Source organism: Chitinophaga eiseniae (genome assembly GCF_012641265.1).
Classification (GTDB): Bacteria; Bacteroidota; Bacteroidia; order Chitinophagales; family Chitinophagaceae; genus Chitinophaga; species Chitinophaga eiseniae_A.
On the sequence record NZ_JABAHZ010000002.1, the window covers coordinates 553,491 to 576,955 of the forward strand.

Sequence of the window (23,465 nt, forward strand, 5' to 3'; positions counted from 1 at the left end):
CGTGGAACATACAGAAATGAAGATATCCTGAGATAAGTTAAATGTTCCACGTGGAACATGCGTATCTTTTTAAAATATACCAGGAAGCTTTCGGTATTTATTGCTGAGCTTCATGGTCAAAAATAATTCGCATGAAATAAGAGCCAGAACAACCAATTCACCCTAACACCTCCAAGGTGAAAGTTCTAATGACAATCATCCTCCTTCCTCCCATATACTACATACTATTAAAAGAGATGATCAGAAACCCGGGTATTAATCCCGTTTTTCTCCTTTTGAAACTACCTCTTTTACTATAACCGAAACAAAGGCCGGAGTTTTTCATTAGTTGATATATAGCGATTACTGCCTATTGCTTTGAATCTTTTATTCCCGGAGTAACCCAGCTCTCACCTTTTATTTTTACCAGGTAAGTTTAGGAGGAAATTTCCTTTCTATATAATTAGATCTTTAAACCAGGAAAGTATCTACTACTGTCTTGGGCAATGAATAAAATATCTTAACACTACTGGTTAATATAATTTACCGCCTCGTTGAAACAGTTCCCTTCCTCACGTCGATACTAACCTCCATCAATTCGGGTACTGGTCGAAAAAAAAGAGTAACATCTTCAATTGCAAATCACCCAAAACAACCAATCAAATCATTGTCAAAAGCTCAAAATCCACAAACTATATCCTCTTCAATAAATCTTTAGATCTGCCTTAATGTTCCACGTGGAACATTAAGGCAGATCTAAAACTTGCGCTCTATAAAAAACAAAAAGATGTTCCACGTGGAACATCTTCTGATGTATTTGTTCTGATGAAGACTACTTACCTCCAAAGTATTTCCCCAGGTATTCATCTTCCTTACTTCTCATTAATGCGGCATCCTTTTTACTTTTGTCTTTAAAACCGCAAAGGTGTAATGCCCCATGAAAAATAACCCTATGCTGTTCCTGGGCAATAGATACTTTAAATTTCTCCGCATTTTCCAGCACCCTCTCTATACTTATATATATTTCCCCTTCGGTGACAGCTGGATCCTCGCCCATTTCAAAAGTAACGATATCTGTATAAGTGTCATGCTGCAAAAATTGCTTATTGATCTCTAACAAATAGGCATCAGAACAGAATACAAAATGCAGACTCTTTAATCCCTGTCCTTCTGCAGTAAAAAGATCAACCAGGAAGCTTTTCAACTTCCTTTTATCCTTTAAATAATCCTTTACCTCGTGCGAGGTGAATTGAATGGCCATTTACGCTAAAAAAATTATGTGGATGTAAAAGTAAAGTGAAATTTCCGATTGCTACAGGTTTCTTTTTGACATATTGGTCTTACAGGACTACCTTTGCCTGTACAAGCATCAGTATGCCGGAACTATGTTTAAACAGATTAACAAGCAGGAAATGAAAAAAGGCATTATAAAATTGTCATCCCTGACCACAGGAAAGAGTGCAGTAATCATAGAATTTGAAAAAGACGATCTTCATATTAAACTGATGGAAATGGGTTGCGTACCAGGTGAAACAGTGAAGATTGAAAAAATAGCACCGCTGGGAGATCCCATTTCAATTATGGTGGCCGGCTATAATCTCTCACTTCGCAAAACAGAAGCTGATCATATTTGGGTGGAGGAAATCTAATTTTCCTCTTTTTTTATATCAGACGAAAAAAATTTTTTAAAAAAAAACAAGAAAAATCGGGAAAATTGGCCGTTTTCCCGGTGTTTTTGCCTGTTTTATCCACATTTTTAAGCGTTTTCTGAAGAAAAAAAGAAAATTTTTTGAAAAAATAGCCTCATTTTACAAAACTCATCGTCTTTATCCCCATTTTCTTCTCTTATTTTCAAATAAAATTTTTACGCGCAAAAACCAGCGCCTTATCCCCCATTTCAAGTCAATTACTTTTCTCAAAAAATTTCATTTCGTTAGACCTTCATTGCTAATATCTGCCAAAAAATCTTTCTCCAATAATAAGGCGAAGAATTTAGCGCCAAACATATCGACTTACATCTTCTTATTTTCTGAAATCCTGGCACCCCGCCAGCTAATAAAAAAGTAGCCCATTCTCATCGCCTACTGATTAACCTGTAATTATTTTCCTCCGAACAGTTAACTGGCCAGGCAAAAAATATTCGATTCTCAGCAGCTATCCAGTGAACTGAGAATAAGCTCCCATAAGATATACCGGCGTAGCCAAAGCTCCACCAAAAATATTTGATTCTCACCACGCTCTTGATCGGCTGAGGTTTTCACCAATGTATTTTTCCTAGGTAGTGCCGCAAAATTTTAGAATAGCAAAAGCTCAGCTGACTAGAAAGCCGCTGAGATTCTTGTAAAAAAAAGAATCAATCTCTTACCAGCCCAACCAAAAAACATCCGATTCTCAGCGCTTTAATTGTCTCATGAGAATCCGATATAAAGCACTTATCCACACCATCAATAAAATTGAAAACATTCATTCAATTCTCAGCGCATTGGGAAGACGCTGAGAATTGAATGGAATGAAACACCCCTTCCACATCCCCAGATATGTTTGATTCTCAGTAAACTATGAATGCCTTGAGAATTCAATGAAAACAAATTTTCCGTGGTAACCCCAGGCCAGAGAAAAATATTTGATTCTCATGAGCCTCTTTTAAAATCGAATTTATTTCCCCATTTCCCTTGTTTATACACGCCAAAAGCACAGCGCAAAGAGAGATATCCACTTAAAAACGCGTTCTTAAAATGGACTTATTAACATTAAAATCATTAGTAACGAAAAATAACAAGCGCTGACAATCTAATAAAAGTAAAAGACCCGCCATTACCCAAGGAAAGAGAAGAATAGAAGAATGTCAGGGCCTTCAGAAAATAGGCTCCAGGAAGATGATACTGTTATTCTGCAGATCATTGTACAGAAATAATTAAAATATGGCACTGTCAGCTCAATAGTAGCCCGCTGAGAATTAAAAATTTTTTGAATTCCTTGACTTACTCAAGGGCGTTTTTAAATATTGCATTCTCACAGCCCTCAAAAACATATTCACACTCTTTTTAACAGTATTATTGCTAAATAAAGTAGGTTATCCACATAAAAGTTCGTCGGTATATACCTGCGTGCAGCATCTAAAAAGCTTCATAACTTACTGAGAATTAATTATTTCGCATATAAATACGAAGGCCATGAGAATATCGCATTCTCATGGCCTTCGTATTACTTTCTTCAATTTTATTAACGCAAAATAAAATTCAAATTAAATTGATATTCAAGTACTTATGCTAAAGTCCGGCTTGAGCACTGATCTCTAACATCCGCTCAATTGGCTTTTTAGCCGCTATTCGCAGGTTTTCTTCCATCATAATTTCTGGTTGTTCATACTCCATACACAGGTACAACTTTTCCAGGGTGTTTAATTTCATATGTGGACAATCGTTGCAAGCACATGCATTGTTGGGAGGAGCTGGAATAAAAGTCTTACCCGGATTTTCTTTTTGCATCTGGTGAAGAATACCCGTTTCAGTTACCACGATATATTCCTGGGCATCGTCTTTATGACTAAACTTCAACAGCCCGGTGGTGGACCCGATGTAATCCGCGATGGCCAATACTGCAGGTTCGCACTCCGGATGCGCTATCACTTTGGCTTTGGGGTGACGGATCTTCAGTTTGGTAATCTTTTCCAACGAGAAAATTTCGTGTACCATGCAGGCGCCATTCCACAAAACCATGTCTCTACCCGTTTTTTTGATCAAATAAGCCCCTAAATTCCGGTCCGGGGCAAATATGATGGGCTGATTGTGAGGGACGCTTTCGATGATTTTTTCGGCATTAGAGCTGGTGCAAATGATATCGCTGAGTGCCTTGATACCCGCAGAGCAGTTGATGTAGGAAATCACGATATGATCAGGGTAACGGTCTCTGAACTTCTTAAACAGCTCAGGAGGTGCACTATCAGCCAATGAACACCCCGCTTTCAGGTCGGGAAGCAGTACTTTTTTCTGAGGGCTCAAAATTTTCGCTGTCTCCGCCATAAAGTGAACCCCAGCAAAAACAATCATATCTGCATCGGTTTGAGCGGCCTGCTGGCTCAACCCTAAACTGTCTCCGATGTAGTCTGCGATATCCTGGATATCCGGTTCCTGGTAATAGTGCGCCAGGACAATGGCATTTTTCTTCTTTTTTAAATTTTCAATCGCTTCAAACAAATCCAGTGAAGGATCGACTGCTATATCCAAAAATCCATTGTGTTGCAAATTTTTTTTCGCTTCAGCGATTTCCATAATCATAGCTATATACTTATTTATTTATTTAAAAGAAAAAGCCCACTACTATTAGGGCTGTGAATATGTGGAAATTTAATTTCCGGCACTTGTACAAATGTAGTTGTTATTCCTTTTTACTGTGCTTTCCACATGAAATTAACATGCTCTTCCCGCGTCATTACTGGATTTTCTTACTTTCATCCACATACGTGGATATCGTTGTTCGTGAAAATCTTTTTCGTCAACAGTGTATTAGGAAAATGTTAAAAGAAGCCATTTACTATCCACAAAATCACACTTGGATTTTTAAGGGTAAATTTAACCACAATAACAAAATTAGTTTTACCTGTGAACAAAGGCACCTTTTCCCACCTTATTTTGCGTTTTACAGGGGTTTTTACACATCAACTGTGGAAAAAAACAGACGGGGAATGAAAAATGGTCAAAATGCATACCGTGCTGAAATAGGCTTGTTTTATTCACATTTTTATGTGGATTGCCGAAATAGGTTTTTTAACAATTGTGAATAACCGGATAGCAACCATTTAGCCGGAATTTTACATAAAATGTAGCAATGACTGGGGTTTAAAACAGGAGAAAGGGAAGTAAAAAGGAGGTTGCTGATAATTGATTCATGTGGAAAACCTGTGAATGATACATAGTCCACAAAAGTGTTATAAGCAGCTGAAACTCAATACAGGAAAGGCTTTCAAAGAGAAAAATACTCTTTTGCAGTTACAGTTATTTTATTCTATTTTTGCTATCCTTAAAAATGTAGACTATATAATATATGTCAGTAATTCAGAAAATCAGGGACAAGTACGCCGTCATGATCGTTGTAGTGATTTGCCTGGCTATTGTTAGTTTCCTGTTGCAGGATGCCTTTTTCGGCAAAAGTTCTCTAACCCGTCGCAGCACGAGCGTTGGAAAAGTAAACGGTGAAGATCTGGACTTGTCAGATTACCAACGCCGCATTCAGGACGCAGAAAACAACGCGCGTCAACAAATGCCTAATATTGACGAACAAACCCGTCAATATATCCGCGAACAGGTTTGGAACCAGTTTCTGAATGAAAAAATTATGCAGGCTCAGTACGAAAAGCTGGGTATCGTAGTAACTGAAGCGGAAGTGGTAGATCAGATCAGAGGTAAAAATCCGAACCCGGTGGTTGTACAACAATTTACCCGTGACGGACAATTTGATCGTAATGCATTGCAGCAGGCTATTTCACAAGCCGGCAGCAACCCACAGGTACGTGAAGGTTTCCACCAATTGGAATCCTATATTGCTAAATACCAGGAGCAACTGAAATATACGACGCTGGTGAAGCAGGGTGTATATTATCCAAAATGGTTGGCAAAACAACAACAGGATGATAATAGCCAAACAGCCACTGTTTCTTATGTAAGTGTGCCTTACGCTACTATTGGTGATTCCACTATTAAGATTACTGATGCAGAACTGAACCGATTTATCCAGGATCACAAACAGCTCTTTAAAGTAGAAGAATCCCGTAAGGTAGAATATGTATCCTTCGATGCTATCCCTTCTGCCGCTGATTCTGCCGCTGCCATTTCACAGATTGTAGCTATGAAAGCAGAGCTGGATACCACTAAAGATGTGGCTGGTTTTATCAATCGTAATTCTGATATTAAATATTTCGACGGCTATATTTCTAAAAATGAATCCAAAATTCCGATGAAAGATTCTATCGTGAATCTGCCAGTAGGTGAAATATTTGGACCATATTATGATAACAACCTGATCGTTTATGCGAAAATGGTAGATCGTAAGAATATGCCGGATAGCGTAAAAGTTCGTCATATCCTGATTGCGTCCGGTGCACAGGGTGGTATACCAGATTCTATAGCTAAGAAACGTGCAGATAGCATTGAAGTAGCTGTAAAAGGTGGCGCCGACTTTAAAGCGCTCGTGGCCCAGTATTCCGATGATCCAGGTAGCAAACAAACTGGTGGAGAATATGATTTAACTCCATCGTCCCAATTTGTTCCTGAATTTAAAGCATTTGCTTTCGATGGTACCAAAGGCCAGATCAAAACAGTGAAAACCCAGTTTGGTTATCACGTAATGCAGATCATGGATCAGAAGAATATCGGTCCGGCTGTTAAAGTGGCTTACCTCGGTAAATCTGTAGATGCCAGCAAGGAAACAAACAATGCTGCTTTTGGCGCTGCCAGCGATTTCGCAGGAAAAGCCCGTTCGCAAGCTGCATTTGAGAAAACAGTACAGGAAGGAAAACTGAATAAAAGAATTGCGGATAACGTTCGTCCAATGGACTTCGTAGTACCTGGTGTTGGCCAGGCGCGCGAACTGGTACGTTGGGCTTACGAAGCTAAAAAAGGCGATGTAAGTAACGTATTCACTTTCGATGATAAATACGTAGTAGGTGTTTTAACCAGCACCCGCGAAGAAGGTACAGCTCCACTGGATGATGTAAGACCTCAGGTGGAAGCAGAAGTAAAGAAACACAAGAAAGCTGAACAGATCATCGCTAAACTGCAAACTCCAGCTTCACTGGATGCAGCTGCCAAAACAACCAATCAGCCAGTGTTAAAAGCAGAAGGCGTTTCTTTCGGTACACCATTTATTGCTTCGTTGGGCTTCGAACCACGTGTAGCAGGTGCTGCCTTCAATAAGAAATGGGGAACCAGCGCGGTATCTGCTCCTATAGAAGGTAACGCAGGTGTATATGTTATCAAAGTTGACAGCTTTGCACCGTCTACCCAGCCGGCACAGGATATTGCTTCTCAACAGGCTGCTTACGAACAAGGTGTTAAATCCATGCTGGACCAACAGCTGTTTGAAGTATTGAAGAAGAAGAGCGATGTGAAAGATACCCGTGGTAAATTTTTCTAGACTGCTACATTTTAAACTGACATAGATGAAAGGGGCGCCTGCGGGTGTCCCTTTCTCATTTATCCCCTATCTTTCGTTGGCAACGGATTATGCACATATCTTCCTGATATTCGTAAATTTGTATTCTCAAACAGGAAAAAATGGAAGAAATCATCAATAAAGTAGCTCAAAGTGGATTGGAAACCATAGACCTGGAAGATTATTATCCCCAGGGGGAAACGGTCGTTTTTGATATAAAAGACCACCTGTTTATGGGGCTGATCCTGAAGGAAAAGGATTTCCGGGCGGCGATGCAGTCGCACGACTGGGAGCAATATCGTGGAAAAAATGTAGGATTAATATGTAGTGTGGACGCCATTGTTCCATTATGGGCGTATATGTTAGTAATGACTCAATTAGAACCAATAGCAGCATATGCCGCATTTGGTGATGCCACATTTATTCACCATACTTTATACCTGCAAAACCTGGCTAAAATAGATGTATCGGCCTTTGCAGATAAAAGGATTGTTATAAAGGGATGTGGGGATAAGCGTGTGGGAGAAATTGCCTATGCAGAAATCACCCGTCTGCTTCGCCCGGTAGCCAAGAGTATTATGTACGGCGAGCCTTGTTCTACTGTTCCGGTATATAAAAAGAAAGCTTAAAACCAGCCTCTTTTTCTAAACACCAGTATCATCAATGCCAGGAGTAGCCCCATAGCTCCCAGTGTGTAGTAGTAACCATGTTCGTTTTCCAGTTCGGGCATATTGTGGAAATTCATGCCGTAAATACCGGCTAAAAGTGTTGGCGGGGCCATTAATGTAGTTACCACCGCCAACACTTTCATAATCTCATTCATTTTCAGGTTCAGCTGGGTATGGTACATTTCCTGTAAGTTCAGTACCATATCGCGGTAGTTATCTGCCAGATCGTTACACTGGATAATATGATCGTAAACGTCTTTGTAATATTTAGTGACTTTATCTTCCAGTAAATCGCTTTCGCTTTTAAGGAAACCATTTACCAGTTCCCGTACGGGAGCAATTGCTCTTTTGAATAGAAACACCTGGCGCCGGAGATAATTGATACGGGCCAGTGTGCGGGTATTGGGCTGATGTTGTACCAGGTCTTCCATCATTTCTATCCGTTCTCCCAGTTTATCCATCACAATAAAATAGTTATCTACAATCACATCCAGCAGGGAATAACAGAGGTAATCCGCTCCCCCGTTGCGGATCCGGGAACCTTTTAATAACAGTTTAGTACGCACGGGGTCAAACACATCTCTGACAGGGTCTTCCTGGAAAGAAATCACGAAATTTTTACCCAATATAATACTTACCTGTTCCATATCTACCGAGGAGGTTTCGCTGTTGAAATAGATCATAGGTAGCAGGCAGAACATCCGGTCATTGATTTCATCCATTTTTGCCCGTTGCCCTATGCTTAATATATCTTCTTCAATTAATGGGTGAATCATGAATTGTTCGCAGATAGTATGCACTTCCTCTTTTCGCAGACCATCGATATTTATCCAGCTCAATTGGTCTGATTTGAGGTATTTAAAAGTATCTTCCACTTTATGCAATACCAGCTCTGAGCAAAGATTGGCGCCATAGTCAAAAACGGTAATACGGGTATTGTCCGCCGACTTGCGGGTAGTCAATCCTTCTGCCGGATTGAAATTCATGATACGTTGCTTCTTCACTTTAAACGGATTCAATACCTGTACTACGCCAGGAATAGGTAGTTTGTTTTTCAAGCCCATATGCAACTGCTATTATCTGGATTTAGTACCGAATTTAAAGGAAAATTCGGGGAATAGCTGTTTAAGAAATGATTTACAGCGTCATTAGATCGCCGGAAGCAAGTGGAAAATTGCCCCAGTGGTTATGGAAAAAATCGCAAAAAGGTTAAAAATAAATGCGTCATATCAATCCTATAGGGTATATAGACTTTTTAAATAGCATTTAAAAGACCAGGAAACGCCGTCAAACAAAAAAGCTGTCGACGCTCTTGTCGACAGCTTTCGATATTTCTTTAAAAAGAGCGTCATCAGAATTTCGGAAGGTCAATCACCGGAGGGGTGCCGGTGGCAGGGCGTTCGAAGAGATCGCCATATTGCGCATTGGCGGGTTTGAAACCGCTGTTCCAGAGGTAGAACCAGCCGTTTTCCGAGCCGCCACCGTAATCAATGCGATCTTTGGCCTTAGCCGTGGCATCATTGGAGAACTTCGCTTTGGTGAGCTCTATCCACTCGCCGGTATTTGTTTTAATCCATTCGTTGCCAAAGTAGCCTTTGCGTCCGAGGTGGCCATTTTCGAAGGAAAAGTTTTCCAGGAAGGAATAAAGATGGCCCATGTATTTACCATCTTTAGGGGCGCGGAAGCTGGCGATCAGCTTCCATTCATGATGTTCCGGAACATAGAAGTAAGCGGTATAAGTAGTGGTAGTACCGGAAGGTACGCTGTGCATCAGGAAACGATAGTTTTGGCTCGCTTTCCAATCATATACCCAATGACTATGACCACCAGTGCCCTCTCCTCCAAATCCGCTGGCAATAACGCTGTCGCCTTTCGCTAACATGACTACCTGGTCTTCATACTTTACTTTGTCGCGTTCTTCAGGCTCTCCACCCGCATCCCAAACAGAAAAGATAATTCTTCTTTCAGTAGGTGAATTTACCTGCATACCGAAGTATCCGCGATGAAATCCGCAAGACATGAAGTAAGTGCCTAGCTTATCTTCTCCGGCGGGTACTTTAATTTCTCCATAAAACCATTCTACATTTTTTCCGTCAGGAACAGGATAGTTTAAGTGCACCGAAGCCGCACGGCGCCAGGGTTTGGGATTGTATTGAATATCCCTGGTGGCAGTGCCGCTGAGGGTAATCCCTTTCACATCTGCATATACTTTTCCGTTCTTGCTAATCCCTTTAAGCGATACACAATAGAAACCCGGCGTTTTAATTTTTGTTTGCAATGCCGGAACAGCTACATAATCATTGTTGTTAGGAATGCTAATTGTTTTTTCTGTCCCATTTACAGCGACGGAAATTTTGCTTTCAGCATCGGACTTTGCCTGTAGCGACACTTGTAGCGTACCTGCGGAGGCTACATGGAAGTAAAAATTGACCGTGTTACTGTTACCAGTCCAATCGACAACGCCATTTTTATAGTTGATCTCCACATTTTCTTCTGCCGGATCGGCATAGGCGGTAAACCCAGGAAGCGTTACCGTGGGTGTTTGTGCAAAAACGTGATGGCTTGCCAGGCCAATAGCCAGCAATGTTGCCAGTAAGGTTTTTTGTTTCATTGTTCTTGAATTGTAAATCAACAAATAAAGCAGCATCTATTTCCAAATGCAATCTTACCGGCAAAAAATTACAAACGGATGAGAATGCGTGGATTTTTAACGCAGTATGCGCAGAAAAATGTACAATCTTCAGCCATACTGAACGATTACAATAGTGCACTGGCATTGAGCTGGTAATGGGAGGTATTCACCAGCTGGGGTGATTATTTTTTACTTTTTTTCTTCTTGTATTTCACTTCCACATTCGCGACGCCGGTATTCAGCATGCCTATTTTGGAGGCGGCTTTCTGCGACAGGTCTATAATACGGCCGGTAGCAAACGGTCCTCTGTCGTTGATGCGGACTTTCACGCTTTTACCATTGGCCACATTGGTAACGGTAACGTGCGTGCCAAATGGTAATGATTTGTGAGCGGCTGTTAATCCCCGCTGGCGGAAGGTTTCCCCGCTGGCGGTACGTTTGCCGTCGAAAGAATCGCCATAGTAGGATGCTTTTCCCTTTTCAACAATTTTCCGACTACACGAAGAAGTAACCACTAAAAGTAAGGTAACGAGTAGTAACAACCGGCTACGGAATACGCGAGAAGGAATAGGTTTCATTGATAGCGATTTAGGCGATGTTATAAAAATAAAGCATTTTTTCATGCTTTCATTGAGCAGATGTCCGTAATTGATAAACAGTCTTTTTTAATATGGCAGGAACAATAAGCCGGTGGAAGGGTTTGACAAAGAAAAAATAAAGTTTCCCCCAGGCATTATTGTAGTGAACCGTAGTGGTACATACTAGTTGCTGTGCCGTAGATTCTGACGGTTGGAGGTAGAGTGATACTCTGAAATTCAGATGTTTATCATCTTCTCCCAGGATTAATTCCTGGTCATTTTTATCAAGGATATTAAAAATACCAGCCTTTTCGCCAGGAACAAATGCGAGTTGTGGCTTGTTTTTGCGGTGGGGTGTTGTTTTAAGTCCCATCCGGCGCACAATGCTATCTCTTATCTGCATTAGCTTTGTTACCCAGGAAGGTGTTGAAGAGAAGAAAGCCTTGCCAGTTTGTTCTATGCTCACTGGTTGGGTTCCGGGAATATTGGCCGCAAAAGAATCTTTATAATGGATCGCATCCGGGTGTTTATAAAGCAAGGAATTTCCTGGAAGAGAAGATTTAAAAGCAATCATGGCAGTATGCTTTTCTTTCTATAAAGATACGCCCGGAGTGCAAATAATTTTTATAGGAGGTGATGATTATTTAGTGCAGGCAGGTTGAACAATGTAAAAACAAGGCTGTTTTATCATAGTACATCAGAAAATCAGCACCTTATGGCAAAAAATGTGGCAGATCAATTGGTCGATATGCTGGCGAATGCTGGCATTAAGCGTATTTATGCGGTTACTGGCGACAGCCTAAATCACATTAATGATGCGGTTCGCCGTGACGGAAGGATACAGTGGATACATGTAAGACACGAGGAAGTGGGTGCCTATGCAGCTAGTGCGGAGGCGCAGTTAAATGGACTGGCCTGTTGTGCCGGAAGCAGTGGGCCGGGGCATGTACATCTGATTAACGGTTTATATGATGCGCATCGCTCCGGGGCGCCTGTGGTCGCTGGGAATGGTGAAACTGGAAATGGAAGTTGCAGGGCTTCCTGACTGGCAAACGAATATGGAAAATCCTGATTTTGCGGCGGTGGCTGTTGCGATGGGATTCACCGCTTTTTCCATTCACAAACCGGAAGAAGTAGAAAGTATATTATCCAAAGCTGGTACAACGGAAGGGCCCGTGCTGGTGAATATCTTTACCAATCCCGAATCGCTGGCAATGCCGCCGAAGATAGAGTTTTCACAAATGAAAGGATATGCATTGTGGATGGGGAAACTGATATTGGGAGGCCGGTATGACGAAGTATTTGAGGCGGTGAAATCGAACTATAAGCACCTGAAAGATGCGTTGTAGGGAGTGTATTTACGGAGAAATGCCTTTTATAAAGCATCTTCCCGTAAATACTAATATTTTTAAAAAGGATACCCGATGGCAATATTTAAGATCAGGTTTTTCTTACGCCATTCAGGATCGCCGAAGTTAATTTTATTAATGACCCAGCGTTCATTTTCAGGGAGATAAGGAATGCGCAACGGCATCGCCAGATCCAGGCGCACTACTACGATAGACGCGTCAATGCGTAACCCCACGCCACCACCAACGGCTATTTCCCGGTAGAAGGTATTAAATGTAAATTTACTGCCTGGTTTGTCGGGCACATCTTTTTGCAGCCAGATATTGCCGGCATCGATAAAGGCGGCCACATTGAATACGCTGGCAACGTGTACCCGGAGTTCTGAGTTGAATTCCAGTTTAATATCGCCCGCTTCGTTGGCCAGCAAGGCAGTAGTATCTACTGCCTTGTTATGATACGACCCGGGTCCGAGCGTACGGGCTCTGAAGGCCCGGATACTGCTGCTACCGCCAGTGAAAAACTGTTTCACGAATGGTAGCGTGGAAGAGTTACCATAGGGCAAACCATACCCGATTAACAAACGGTTCACCCATTGCTTTCCTTTGCCGATATGCCAGTAGTGGCGTCCTTCTACGGTGAACCTTTCATATTGTGCAAATGAGTTGCCTAATATCGTTTTTTGCCCGGTATCATTCCTTGGAACAGCTAGTCCGGCAAGGTTTCCGGAGATATCAATATTACCGCTGAGGTAGAAATTGTGTACCCGGTTGGGCCGTTGATTATTGTAAGTGATGGTATAGTTACCGCCGAGAATAAATTGCTTTTCAATAGCGGATCGCTGACTGGGATCGTTGGCCAGGATACTATCGTAGGCTGCTGTTGTTTTCGTTGGCAATACATAGGTGATGGCGATAGGAGCAAAGATGTGGCTGATGTATTGCGACTTCTGCCACAGGTATTGCAATTGTAACGTATATGCGTTAAGGTTATATAGGTCGGCGCGGCTATATAACTCATAGCTGGCGCTTATACGGGTTTTAGGAACATAAGGGGTACGTATATTAAACCCTTTAATGGGTGTAATAAACCGGGGAAAGGTAACCGCTACTTCTGCTCCCAATCCATAAGAGTTAGAAGCGCCAGAAGATTTATTACCGGTTTGCCATTCCATACCACCCCTCAATCCTATTTCCAGCAAGGAAGCAGAATGAAGCCAGTTGCGGTTTTTAGCCGTTATCTGTATCTGGGATCCTATAAATCCGTTGGACTTGGAGGTACCCCGGAGTTCTGTTTGCAGGGAGCGCCGTTTGTAGGGAGTCAGGTAGAATTTGGCATCCAGCCAGCCACTGTCGAGCGACACGCGGTTATTAACCATGGCGCGGTAGTTGGTGGCTATGGAAGAATCCCTGAGATGGAGGGAATCTCGCCGGGTAAAATTCCGGGCGGAATTGTCTCTCCTACCAGGTACCGCATTAGGATTACCTCCTGTTATATTATGGATAGAAGTATCTCTTACAGGTGTAAACTGGCCTTTTACAAATTTAAAAACGCCCAGGTTGATCAGCCTTTGCAGGGTGATATTGTGGGAGCTAAGCCGGTATAAGCTGTCGGGGCGTAAAAATACAGAACGGCTGAAGGTGGTGGTTTTAAATCGTTTCACCGAATCAACAATATATATACCCCTGTATTTCACGGGCGTACCGAGTGTAGAGGTGGAATCGTTATCCAGCGAGTAATCGGGGAACAACGTAATGTCGTGCATACGGTATGGACGCAGTGCCAGCTGGGGTGTATTGTCTTTTATTTTCACATACAGATCTACCGTTCCGTTATTGGTACTGTCGACCTGCACCAGTAAATAATCTGGTGTAAAGTAATAGTAGCCCTGTTCTTTTAACGCTGCGTGTATACGTTCCCGTTCGGCCTTTATGGAATCCAGCGAGTAAGGTCTGCCTACGATCAGCGAGCTTTCTTCTTTGGTGTTGGCAACGGTTTTCCCAATGGCGCTGGTATCTGTGATGAAGGTAACGCTCTTGATAGTATATCGGTGATAGGGTGTGGCGGTGTAGGTAACAGATGCTTTTTTCTTACCGGAAAATTTAACTGCAGATGTAACGTCAGCCTGGAAGTAGCCATTATCGGCCAGGTATTCTTCCAGTACTTTTGAAGTATAGTCGGGCTTCGCTGTACTTAGCAGTACGGGCGGTTCTCCCCACTTTTTACGAAACAGGTAATTCAGCCCTTTTCCCTTGGGTTCTTTTCCCAGGTTGTATAACCAAAGTTTAATAGGCATTCCCAGGAATTTGCGATTTCTGTTGGGGCGAATTCTCTTTTCCATGCCTTCCACCAGCGAGCTATAGTCTTTGGGTTTTTTGTGGGTAACGGTATCATTGATCCATTTCACTGCGCTGCCGGTATACAGGCGATCTCCCTCCGGCACGCTGCGTGTGGTACTACAGGAACTGATTACCAGGTATATCAGGCAACATACTACTGTACAGAGAATGATATGGTTACTTGCTTTTCGCATCGGGTGTAGTCGTATTATTATCTTTATTTTTTTTCCTATCGCGTAGTTTCTGCCTGGTTGCTGCTGTTTTGGTGCGCTGCAGAATTTCCCTGAACTCATCGTAGTCCATTACCAGAGCAAAGGCTACGCCTGTTTCCACTACCTGTCCATCAATCACTGTGGTATTGTCACTGCGTTGATATACACGAATTCTATAGCGTCCATCGCGGGTTAATTTATACTCCAGGGAGATATCCCCGATCAGGGAGCTGGCATTTTGTTGGGTGCCCTGCAACATGATATTGGATCCAACGGAAACGGTTAAACGATCATTGAACAACTGTTTGGATGCACCTACTTTCAGGTTGGTACTTTCCTGGGCGCTGCCGGTGGAATAGTCTTCCTGGTTTTGCAGATCGAAGTTAAGGTCAACGCCTTTGATCAGGTTACCAGCCAGGTTATTTAACTGTTGAGAGAGAATTTTACTCACACTATTTTTGGCTGCCTGCCCTACGCCTCCACCAGAGCCCGCGTCGAGGGTACTCATCGGATCATCTGGAATAAATGTATTGAGCACCAGCAGCCCCATTACTTGTTTGTTCAACTCGGAGGGCACCTGGTTAATTTGTTTCAGGCGGTTATATGGCGTACCGCTCAGGGTGTTCCTGTCTTTTTCTGGCAGATCGAGGCGGAAGCTGATGTCTGGTTTGGCCAGGTTACCCTTGATCATCAGGTACACCAGGAACGGCATACGCTGTTTATACATGTTGCGTTGTTCCTGCGTCATACTTTGCAGCTGGTCGGCCACGAGGTCGTATGCGGGCGCGTTTACAGTGTATTTGGCGGTGATATCCAGGTCGGCATTGGTCGGATCGCCGTTGAAGGTAATGGTGCTACCCTTTTCAATATCGAAAGCGCGCTTGATCAGCTGGTTCAGCGACATTTCATATTTACCTTCTGTTATTTCGTACCGGCCAGTAAGGCTCATTTTGCTACTGGGATCTAATGTGGCATTGATGTTGGCGGTGCCTTTTGCTTGGACGAAGTCGCCGTTTTGTTGATCGATGATAATTTTGATAATGGACTCAGGAGTAATCTCCAGGTTACCGGATAAATACATGCCTTTCAGGCGGGTAGTATGGTATTTGAGGCTGTCTCGTTTAGCCAGCATGGCAGAGTCGACCGGGTTTGACATATCCACAAATTCTACCACTCCTTCCCTGTTTGCCAGGCCAGGTTCATCTTGCGGAAGCATCATAGTAACGCTGGACTTGTCGCGGAGCTTTACCGTGGCATCGATTCGCGGAAGGTCCAGGGTGCCGCGTATTTTTATTTTGCTATCGATAAAGGCGGGGCCATAAATCCATTGATCCGGGTTTTGCTGTTTGCCCAGGGCCATAAAATTGTCGGCGGTAACATTCAGGTTGAAGCGGTAGTTGGTCAGGTCTTTTGTATTGATACGGCCATCCACCACCAGCTCGTTGTTAAGGCTATCGGCGATAACGAGATTATTTAACTGTATCCCATTTTCGTCAATCAAGATATCTTCATCGGGCAGGTGAAAGGTGCTGCCAATCATGGTGACCATGCCCTGGGCGTTGTTGAAATGTAAATGACCGGTTACCTGCGGAGTTGAAGCCGGGCCGGAAATATTGAACTGACCGTTGGCGCTACCCGATATCCGGGTAACGTTACCCATTGTAAAGGGTTCCAGTGCCGCCATATTCAACTTGTTGATATTCAATTGTCCATTGATGATGCTGTCGTAAGTGCCATTTACTTTGATATCGTTGTCGTTGCCGGTCAGGTCGGCCGTTAACTGGTATTGAGAAGGGCTGGTATTTTCCACATTGGCGTGGAAATTTCCCATGCGTGTGTTCTTTACCGTTAGGCTGTCGATATTCAGGTTGGCGCGTATTAGCGGGGACTTATCCCAGTTACGTACCGCGGCGTCGGCATTCAATATACCATTGGCCAACAAGGTATCTGTGGCCAGCAGGCCTGTAATGGTAGATAGCTGGAAATTAGCAATATTCACCTGTAGCGCAGGAACCGCGCTGCTGTCGGGTTGGGTAGCTATCTGTATAGATTGGGCGCCGTGCGACAGCTTGATATTCGCGGTATCCGGAGCGCCATTTTTAATGCGGAGGATATTGTTGTTGGCTACCGTCCAGGTCTGTTTGTTTAACAGCAGTCCTGGTTTAAGCGACAACTCCATAGCGTTTTCCTTCAGGAAGGTAAAGATACCGCCCAGTTGATATTTGGGGCGCCGTTTTACGTCATCCAGCTCAAGGTCGAAGTCAACTTTGCCGGTGCTAGCTGTGGCCTTCAGGAAAGTATGATAAAGAGGAAAAGAAGGGTGTTGCATCCGGGAAAGTGCCACATAGGTTTGCATGGATGTATCTATAATCCGGGCAAACAAGCGCAGGCTATCTATCTGCAGGGAGTCGTAGTTGACCCGGGGCAGATTGGCGCTCAATGTCAGGAGGCTACTGTCGCTATTTAGCCGCCCATTCATTACGAGCGGTACTTCCATATGGAGGGCAGGCATAAGGCCCTGCAGGTTTTTAGGCCATATCAGCGAGGCGTTCCAGGTCAGCAGCTGACCTGTGGGAATGCTGATGTTATTGGAATCTGCAGGCAACAGGGGTTTGCTAATAATCCCGGCAAACGCGCTACCTACTTTTCTATAGTCAATATGTCCATTGGCGTTTATTAGTCCAAATGGGCTTTTAAGCGTAATGTGTTGTTGGTCAGTATACTGTGCAAGCAGGGAAATACTGTCTAATGGAAACACCTGACCTTTGGTAGCAATTTGCCATTTGGTGAGGAAGGCATTTCCTTCTACCCGTTCAGGTTCAATGCTGCTGAAATCGGCCAATAGGTTGCCTTGCAGCGTTAATGGTTCAGTATACCAGTGCGTGGCAAAGAGGTCTGCTTTGGTCAGCGCCATATCTACTTTCAGGTTGTGAACCGTAGTATCTGACAGTTGGCCATTTATATTGAAAGTGGCATCCACATTGCTATCGGCGCTTTCACCGTGGGCTTCGAAAGCTCCTTTGTCTATGCCGGCATCGATATTGATGTCGTTATACGTATAGGCGTTATAGGTAGCTTCCGTTAACTGAAGATTGGCTTTAGCGGCCATTTGTTTCAACGTATAGCCTTGACCGGTAGCGCTCAGTTTTCCGGCTACCCACCCCATAGTGGTGTCATAGAGCATAACGCCCGGATTGGCCCGGAAATAAGGGATACTTACGGTGTAGCTACTACGGATACTATCTGTAATGTTTACCAGTTGAGCGTTGATATTGGCGTTTGCATAGTCGCTTTTCAGTTGCAGCTGTGTAACAAGATTTTTAATACCTCCTTTAAACATACCAGTGATCAGCATATGCTCGGGGAGGCGGGGAGTGTCTGGAAGCGTGCCTGCAGGCAGCCATGAGCGCAGGGCTTTATTACCGGATTGTATATACAGGTTAGGGAGATTGGCGTTGAGAAGATCGGTATTGGTAGCATGCAATACCTGCCCATCGGTGGCTTTGATCAGGTTCCCGTCCTGATCGTTGAGGTATAGTTGTTTAATGTTTAACTCTCCCATGGTACCTTTTAGTATAGCCGCTAGTGTTAGTTCTTTTTTCCACAGGGGGGCAAAGGATTTGTTTTTGCGGGCGTCGGGAACGAAGGGCAACCACTCTCCCAGTGCTATATGTACGGAGTCGAGATTAGCATCGAGTCCCAGCTGATCCAGTTTGTCGGAAATACCTGACCAGGAAGGAACGGTTACCAATATCTGTTTACGTAGAATGCTTTTATTGGTTTGCAGCAGAAAGTTGCGAAGCGCCAGGGAATGCGGCGTAAAAAGCACGTCCATATTGGCTTTACGGATAGAAAAACCAGATTTATCCTGGGCAGTCAGCGTTTTAATATCTACAGAGATGCTATCGGGAGCATAACGGATATTATGGATTTTACTGGAGAAGCGGGTCAGGAACAGGTGATTATAGTCCGGGTCGGGACCCGCAGCTTTCGGGGCCGGGCCGCCGTTATCGTAGCGCATGGACAGTTTATCCAGGTTTACCTGGGTTGCTAATACCTGCCAGGTATTGGGAGTGGTGTCTTTTGGCGAGGATGGCACGGTATCTTTTCCGGGAACCATCATCAGCATCCCGTGGGTATTGCTGATGGCGAGATCTCCTACCTGTATGCGGGTAGAATCCTGATCCAGGCTGCTGTTGCGTACTAATAGTGCTCCTATATGCCAGGCGGTGTTAATGCCTATGCCATCGTCTGTATATACAAAGCTGCTATTATTGAGTTGAAGTTTTTTCAGCAGCAGGTGCAGGGAGGCGCTGTTGGTATCTGCCGGTGGCGGCGGCGGTGCAGCAGAAGAGATGGCTGGTCCGGTATAAGTTTGGCGGAAAAAGCCCTTTAGTCCGTCCAGGGTAATGCCCCTAAAAGCGTAGATACCATCATCTATCAGGAGGTCGTCCGGATCTACATGGAGATTATCCCAGGTGAGTACCGCATGCATGCCACCGAGGTCATCAAGATAACTCATTTTTACTTTGCGGAGGGAAATATCCTTGAGGAGAAACTGCATTGTGGTCCCGGTTTTGGGGGAGATCGTATCCGGTTTGGAAGACGGCGTGACGAAAGCATCTACCGCGAACTGGTAGTTAAAGGCGGAATCTCCGGGATGCCGGTAAACATTTATTACCAGGGTATCCCACTCCAGTTTATCGATTTTTAGCTCGTTGCTGATCAGGGATAGCAGGTTATAGTGTACTTTCAGAGAGCCGGAGTACAAAAGTGCCTGGTTGGAAGTATCGGCTACATATATATTGCGGAGTTCGAGGTATTGCCAGCCCCGTGCCCTTAGGTAACCAATCTGGACTTTAGTGTGTAATTTTTTTCGCAGGTATAGTTCTCCTTGTTGTCTCAGGTAATTTTGAACGCCATCCAGTTGTAACAATAATACCACCATTACGGGCAAAAGGAGCACCGCAACAATTATCCATATTAGCCATCGCCACCAGGGGCGGCCGTGTTTTTCTCCGGTTTCTGCTGGTTCTGTCACTAGGTTATATTACAAAAATTTAATTACAGCATATAAACGCAAAAGCACGCTTATAGTTTACTTTGCCGGCAGGATAGTGTAACCGGGGCGCACGCCGGGGGGTACAACAAAATCCATACCTATAGGGTATAGGAATGAAATAGTTATTGCAAGAATACATTAAATACGGTAACGGACACACTATTTTGGGGAAAATAGTCAAAAGAGGGGACGTAAAATACTGCGATTGGAGGAAGTAAAGATGGATCGGATGAGGAGTTATTGAGGTCTATTCTTTTCGGGATGGTTGGTTGAGTACCTGGCGGTTTTCTTTTTTAATTCGTCGTTTCACTTTATCTACATCTTCTGACTTGGGAAGGCTTTCTGGTTTGACGCCCCGGTCCAGGAGTAATTTTCTGACGGCAGCGTTGTTATCCACATGTTCATCCGTAATAGAGGCTTCTCCCTGAAGGTCTTTTTCGATGACATTATGACTAGTGATACCTGTTGCCAGTGCTTTTGCCTGTATAGTTAACGTTGGAAGAAAATCAGCAAGGGGCCTATTGTTTGGGACTGCCAGTTTTTTCTTCATGTCTTGGGTGGAGAACCCGCCAAATAACGCTTTGTCACCCTTGGACCTGATATTGGCAAATCCTTTTTCATCCACTCCTCTTTCGTAGGCAATACCAGACAGTACTTTTTCAGACTGGGATAATTTTTCCCTTTCCTTAATGCGGTCAATGTCCAGTAATCGTTTTTCAATGATCTCCTGTTTGCGGGATTGCACCGCAAAATAGGTTTGCGCGAAGGCAATCGGATCTTTCTGGGCGTCGCCATTTTGAGCGATGAGGTAACAGGCATAGCGGGTGAGGGCAAAGTCTTGCAATGCCCTTTGGCCTCCCTTAGGCGTATTTATCGTTTTCGTGAGATCACGAAAATGATCCAGAATAGCCCCCCCACTGTTTTCGCAGGAGATTCTTGCTTTTTCAATGACTTTAAAAAAGTTTTCCCATCTCAGATAGCCAAGAATGGGTTGTAGCTCCCGAGCACTCCAGCACTCCACTTCCTGATGTAAATAACATGCCTGCTCAAACTGAGCAAACAATGCGTCAATCAGTTCTTTTTTCATGAAAAGAAAATTTAAAATGATCTCACAAAATTGTGAGACATGAAGGTAGTACTGCGAAGAATGGTAATGGTTAACGAGGCCTAAACAGGATCAAATTGAAATAATTTATTGAACTACCGGTTTATTCCGTTCATTGAACCGGTAAATATAATTAACCAGCTGACCTTTCTTTTCCCTGTCGCCCCTGAATTCATCCAGCAGCGTGCTATCCTGGGGAAGTATGTATTTCCGGAGATTATAGGCAGATAATTCCAGCACCTCGCCGGTAACGATGTTCAATACTTTCCGGAGTACTACCGGGGTACTGATACTATTGACGGTCATGTCGGCCTGGTTCACGTAGTTGGGAGATGGCTGGATAGCGTGGAGGGTATAGATGCAGTAATAGCCGATAGTTTCCAGCTTATTCAGCCCATTGTCTTTTATGTAAATGTTAATCCCGTCGCAATATCCCCAATAGTTTTTCACTTTATGTTCCTGGCCGGCGTCATCGCGGAGTACGAGTTCATTCCGGTTGGCCAGCAGGTAAATCTGCGCGGCGGTACTCCGGTTTTTAATCAGGAGGTCGCCTTCTTCGGAGGGGCTATTGGTTTGAAATTCTGTAAAGGTTTTATAGATACCTTTCTTCAATGGGCCATTGTTGATGAGTACAGCGTGTGGAGCCGTCTGTGCTGTCACAGCGGTTGCTATCCATAAAAGGCTCCATAAACACAGCAGATATTTCATTGCTAACAAAAGTATCTGGTTTCGGGGGTGTTAGCGGGCAGAAATAGCTGAATGGGGGCATTGTTTCTACTGATGTAGGATTTGTGTCTTTAAAAGACGGCAGAGGTATTTTTAAAAAAATTATAGGCCGGGTAAAAACCCGGCCCGGCTGAAGGTTACAACAAAATCTAAACCTGCTTATGAGAAAAAAGATAATAATAATTTATAAGGCCATTGCCTGCAGCGAGTGGTCTTTGCTTTCCAGCTGTGAGCTACCCATGAGGAACTCATCTACTTTCCTGGCGCACTCACGACCTTCGCTGATAGCCCATACCACCAGTGATTGACCACGGCGCATATCGCCGGCAGCAAACACTTTAGGAATGGAGGTCAGGTAATCTTTTTCAGTAGCTTTTACGTTACCGCGTTCATCTTTTTCTACTTCCAGCTGATCCAGTAACCCGGTGTGTTGAGGATGTAAGAAGCCCATAGCTAATAATGCCAGCTCGCAAGGTACATCTCTTTCAGATCCGGGTACTTCCGTGAATTTCGCTGGGCGGCCATCGGCGCTGGCGGTCCATTGCAGGTCTACCAGGCGTAAGGCTTTCAGGTGGCCATTGTCATCGCCGATAAAGGCTTTGGTGGCGATGGCCCATCTACGGTCTGCTCCTTCTTCATGAGAAGAAGAGGTTTTTAATACCATCGGGTAGGTAGGCCATGGCATGTATGGTGTACGCTCGCCCGGAGGTTTTGGTAATAATTCGAGTTGTGTAACGCTGGTAGCGCCGTGACGATTGCTGGTTCCTACGCAGTCGGAGCCAGTATCACCTCCACCAATTACTACTACGTTTTTACCGGTAGCCAGGATGTCTTTACCATCTACGGGCCTGTTGTTTACTCTTTTGTTCTGTTGTTTCAGGAAGTCCATGGCATAGTGAACGCCCTTCAGTTCCCGGCCTGGAATGTTCAGGTCGCGGGGAATGGTAGAGCCACCTGCCAGTACAATAGCGTTGTACTCTCTCAGGAGATCATTGGTACTAACGTTAACGCCTACGTTGGCATTGCATTGGAATACCACTCCTTCTTCTTCCATCAGTTTCACGCGGCGTTCCACCACCCATTTTTCCAGTTTGAAATCGGGGATACCGTAGCGTAATAAGCCGCCGGGAGCATCATCTCTTTCAAATACGGTAACAGAGTGACCGGCATAGTTCAGCTGTGCAGCTGCTGCCAGTCCGGCGGGACCAGAGCCAATTACGGCTATTTTTTTGCCTGTGCGTACGCGAGGTGCTTTTGCCTGTACCAGGCCTTTATCGAAGGCAACTTCAATAATATGTTTTTCTATTTCCTCAATGGCTACCGGTGGCTGGTTTATTCCCAGTACACAGGCACTTTCACAGGGCGCCGGACAGATACGTCCGGTAAACTCCGGGAAGTTATTGGTAGAAGTAAGAATATCGTAAGCATTTTGCCAGTCCTGACGGTATACAGCGTCATTGAATTCGGGTATCACGTTACCCAGCGGGCATCCGCTGTGGCAAAAAGGTACGCCGCAGTTCATACAACGAGCTGCTTGCTGGTTCAATTTATTTTCCGGGTAGCGATCTACAAATTCATTATAGTGTCCCACCCTTTCCCGGGGATCCGCTTTCCCGGGCAGCTCGCGTGTAAATTCCAGGAATCCTGTAGGTTTACCCATAATTTTCC

16 protein-coding genes are annotated in these 23,465 nt (G+C 44.1%); 5 read left to right on the forward strand and 11 right to left on the reverse strand.

The annotated features are described in order from the left end of the window. Positions 1 to 811: 811 nt before the first annotated feature. The gene (gene ybeY, locus HGH91_RS09920) at positions 812 to 1,183 is read right to left on the reverse strand and encodes an rRNA maturation RNase YbeY (protein WP_247651699.1); all 372 of its coding nucleotides are present in this window, start codon (positions 1,181 to 1,183) and stop codon (positions 812 to 814) included. Positions 1,184 to 1,391: 208 nt separating this feature from the next. On the opposite strand from ybeY, the gene HGH91_RS09925 reads away from it, so the two are divergent. Further along, positions 1,392 to 1,628, forward strand: coding sequence for a ferrous iron transport protein A (locus tag HGH91_RS09925; RefSeq protein ID WP_106526548.1), 237 nt, complete (start codon positions 1,392 to 1,394; stop codon positions 1,626 to 1,628). Positions 1,629 to 3,248: 1,620 nt separating this feature from the next. Here HGH91_RS09925 and nadA read toward each other — a convergent pair. After that, entirely contained in the window at positions 3,249 to 4,250 is a 1,002-nt protein-coding gene (gene nadA / locus HGH91_RS09930; RefSeq protein ID WP_168739007.1) for a quinolinate synthase NadA, read from the reverse strand. A gap of 772 nt (positions 4,251 to 5,022) precedes the next feature. Between nadA and HGH91_RS09935 the strand changes: the two genes are divergently transcribed. Further along, positions 5,023 to 7,110, forward strand: a complete 2,088-nt coding sequence (locus HGH91_RS09935) for a peptidylprolyl isomerase (protein ID WP_168738300.1) — start codon at positions 5,023 to 5,025, stop codon at positions 7,108 to 7,110. 140 nt (positions 7,111 to 7,250) lie between these two features. After that, on the forward strand, positions 7,251 to 7,757 hold the full coding sequence (locus HGH91_RS09940; protein ID WP_168738301.1) for a DUF2480 family protein: 507 nt from the start codon (positions 7,251 to 7,253) through the stop codon (positions 7,755 to 7,757). Here HGH91_RS09940 and corA read toward each other — a convergent pair. The 4 genes from corA to HGH91_RS09960 all read right to left on the reverse strand — a co-directional run bounded on the left by corA (position 7,754) and on the right by HGH91_RS09960 (position 11,580). Next, entirely contained in the window at positions 7,754 to 8,860 is a 1,107-nt protein-coding gene (gene corA, locus HGH91_RS09945) for a magnesium/cobalt transporter CorA (RefSeq protein WP_168738302.1), read from the reverse strand. The two genes, HGH91_RS09940 and corA, sit on opposite strands and share 4 nt — an antisense overlap. A gap of 287 nt (positions 8,861 to 9,147) precedes the next feature. After that, positions 9,148 to 10,407, reverse strand: a complete 1,260-nt coding sequence (locus HGH91_RS09950; protein ID WP_168738303.1) for a DUF3472 domain-containing protein — start codon at positions 10,405 to 10,407, stop codon at positions 9,148 to 9,150. A 203-nt stretch (positions 10,408 to 10,610) separates the two neighbouring features. Then, positions 10,611 to 11,006: a septal ring lytic transglycosylase RlpA family protein gene (locus HGH91_RS09955; RefSeq protein ID WP_211092256.1), complete on the reverse strand. Its 396-nt coding sequence runs from the start codon at positions 11,004 to 11,006 to the stop codon at positions 10,611 to 10,613. Between the two features lie 49 nt (positions 11,007 to 11,055). Then, positions 11,056 to 11,580 (reverse strand): DUF2867 domain-containing protein, encoded by a 525-nt coding sequence (locus tag HGH91_RS09960; protein WP_168738305.1) that lies wholly within the window; start codon positions 11,578 to 11,580, stop codon positions 11,056 to 11,058. A gap of 174 nt (positions 11,581 to 11,754) precedes the next feature. On the opposite strand from HGH91_RS09960, the gene HGH91_RS09965 reads away from it, so the two are divergent. Further along, positions 11,755 to 12,051 carry a thiamine pyrophosphate-binding protein gene (locus HGH91_RS09965; protein WP_247651701.1) on the forward strand — a complete coding sequence of 99 codons (297 nt, stop codon included), beginning with the start codon at positions 11,755 to 11,757 and terminating at the stop codon, positions 12,049 to 12,051. Further along, positions 11,975 to 12,355 carry a thiamine pyrophosphate-dependent enzyme gene (locus HGH91_RS09970; RefSeq protein ID WP_168738307.1) on the forward strand — a complete coding sequence of 127 codons (381 nt, stop codon included), beginning with the start codon at positions 11,975 to 11,977 and terminating at the stop codon, positions 12,353 to 12,355. Before HGH91_RS09965 ends, HGH91_RS09970 begins: the two co-directional genes overlap by 77 nt. 59 nt (positions 12,356 to 12,414) lie before the next feature. On the opposite strand, the gene HGH91_RS09975 is transcribed toward HGH91_RS09970, so the two are convergent. From HGH91_RS09975 to HGH91_RS09995, 5 genes are all read right to left on the reverse strand, one after another. Further along, positions 12,415 to 14,886, reverse strand: a complete 2,472-nt coding sequence (locus HGH91_RS09975; protein ID WP_168738308.1) for a BamA/TamA family outer membrane protein — start codon at positions 14,884 to 14,886, stop codon at positions 12,415 to 12,417. Beyond that, positions 14,870 to 19,945, reverse strand: coding sequence for a translocation/assembly module TamB domain-containing protein (locus HGH91_RS31485; RefSeq protein ID WP_168738309.1), 5,076 nt, complete (start codon positions 19,943 to 19,945; stop codon positions 14,870 to 14,872). Before HGH91_RS31485 ends, HGH91_RS09975 begins: the two co-directional genes overlap by 17 nt. 268 nt (positions 19,946 to 20,213) lie before the next feature. Then, a complete protein-coding gene (gene dinD / locus HGH91_RS09985; RefSeq protein WP_168738310.1) occupies positions 20,214 to 21,053 on the reverse strand; it encodes a DNA damage-inducible protein D in 840 nt (279 codons plus the stop codon). Between the two features lie 105 nt (positions 21,054 to 21,158). Continuing rightward, complete coding sequence (locus HGH91_RS09990; protein WP_168738311.1) at positions 21,159 to 21,779, reverse strand: hypothetical protein; 621 nt, start codon at positions 21,777 to 21,779, stop codon at positions 21,159 to 21,161. Positions 21,780 to 21,981: 202 nt separating this feature from the next. Then, positions 21,982 to 23,457 carry a glutamate synthase subunit beta gene (locus HGH91_RS09995; protein ID WP_168738312.1) on the reverse strand — a complete coding sequence of 492 codons (1,476 nt, stop codon included), beginning with the start codon at positions 23,455 to 23,457 and terminating at the stop codon, positions 21,982 to 21,984. Positions 23,458 to 23,465: the final 8 nt, after the last annotated feature.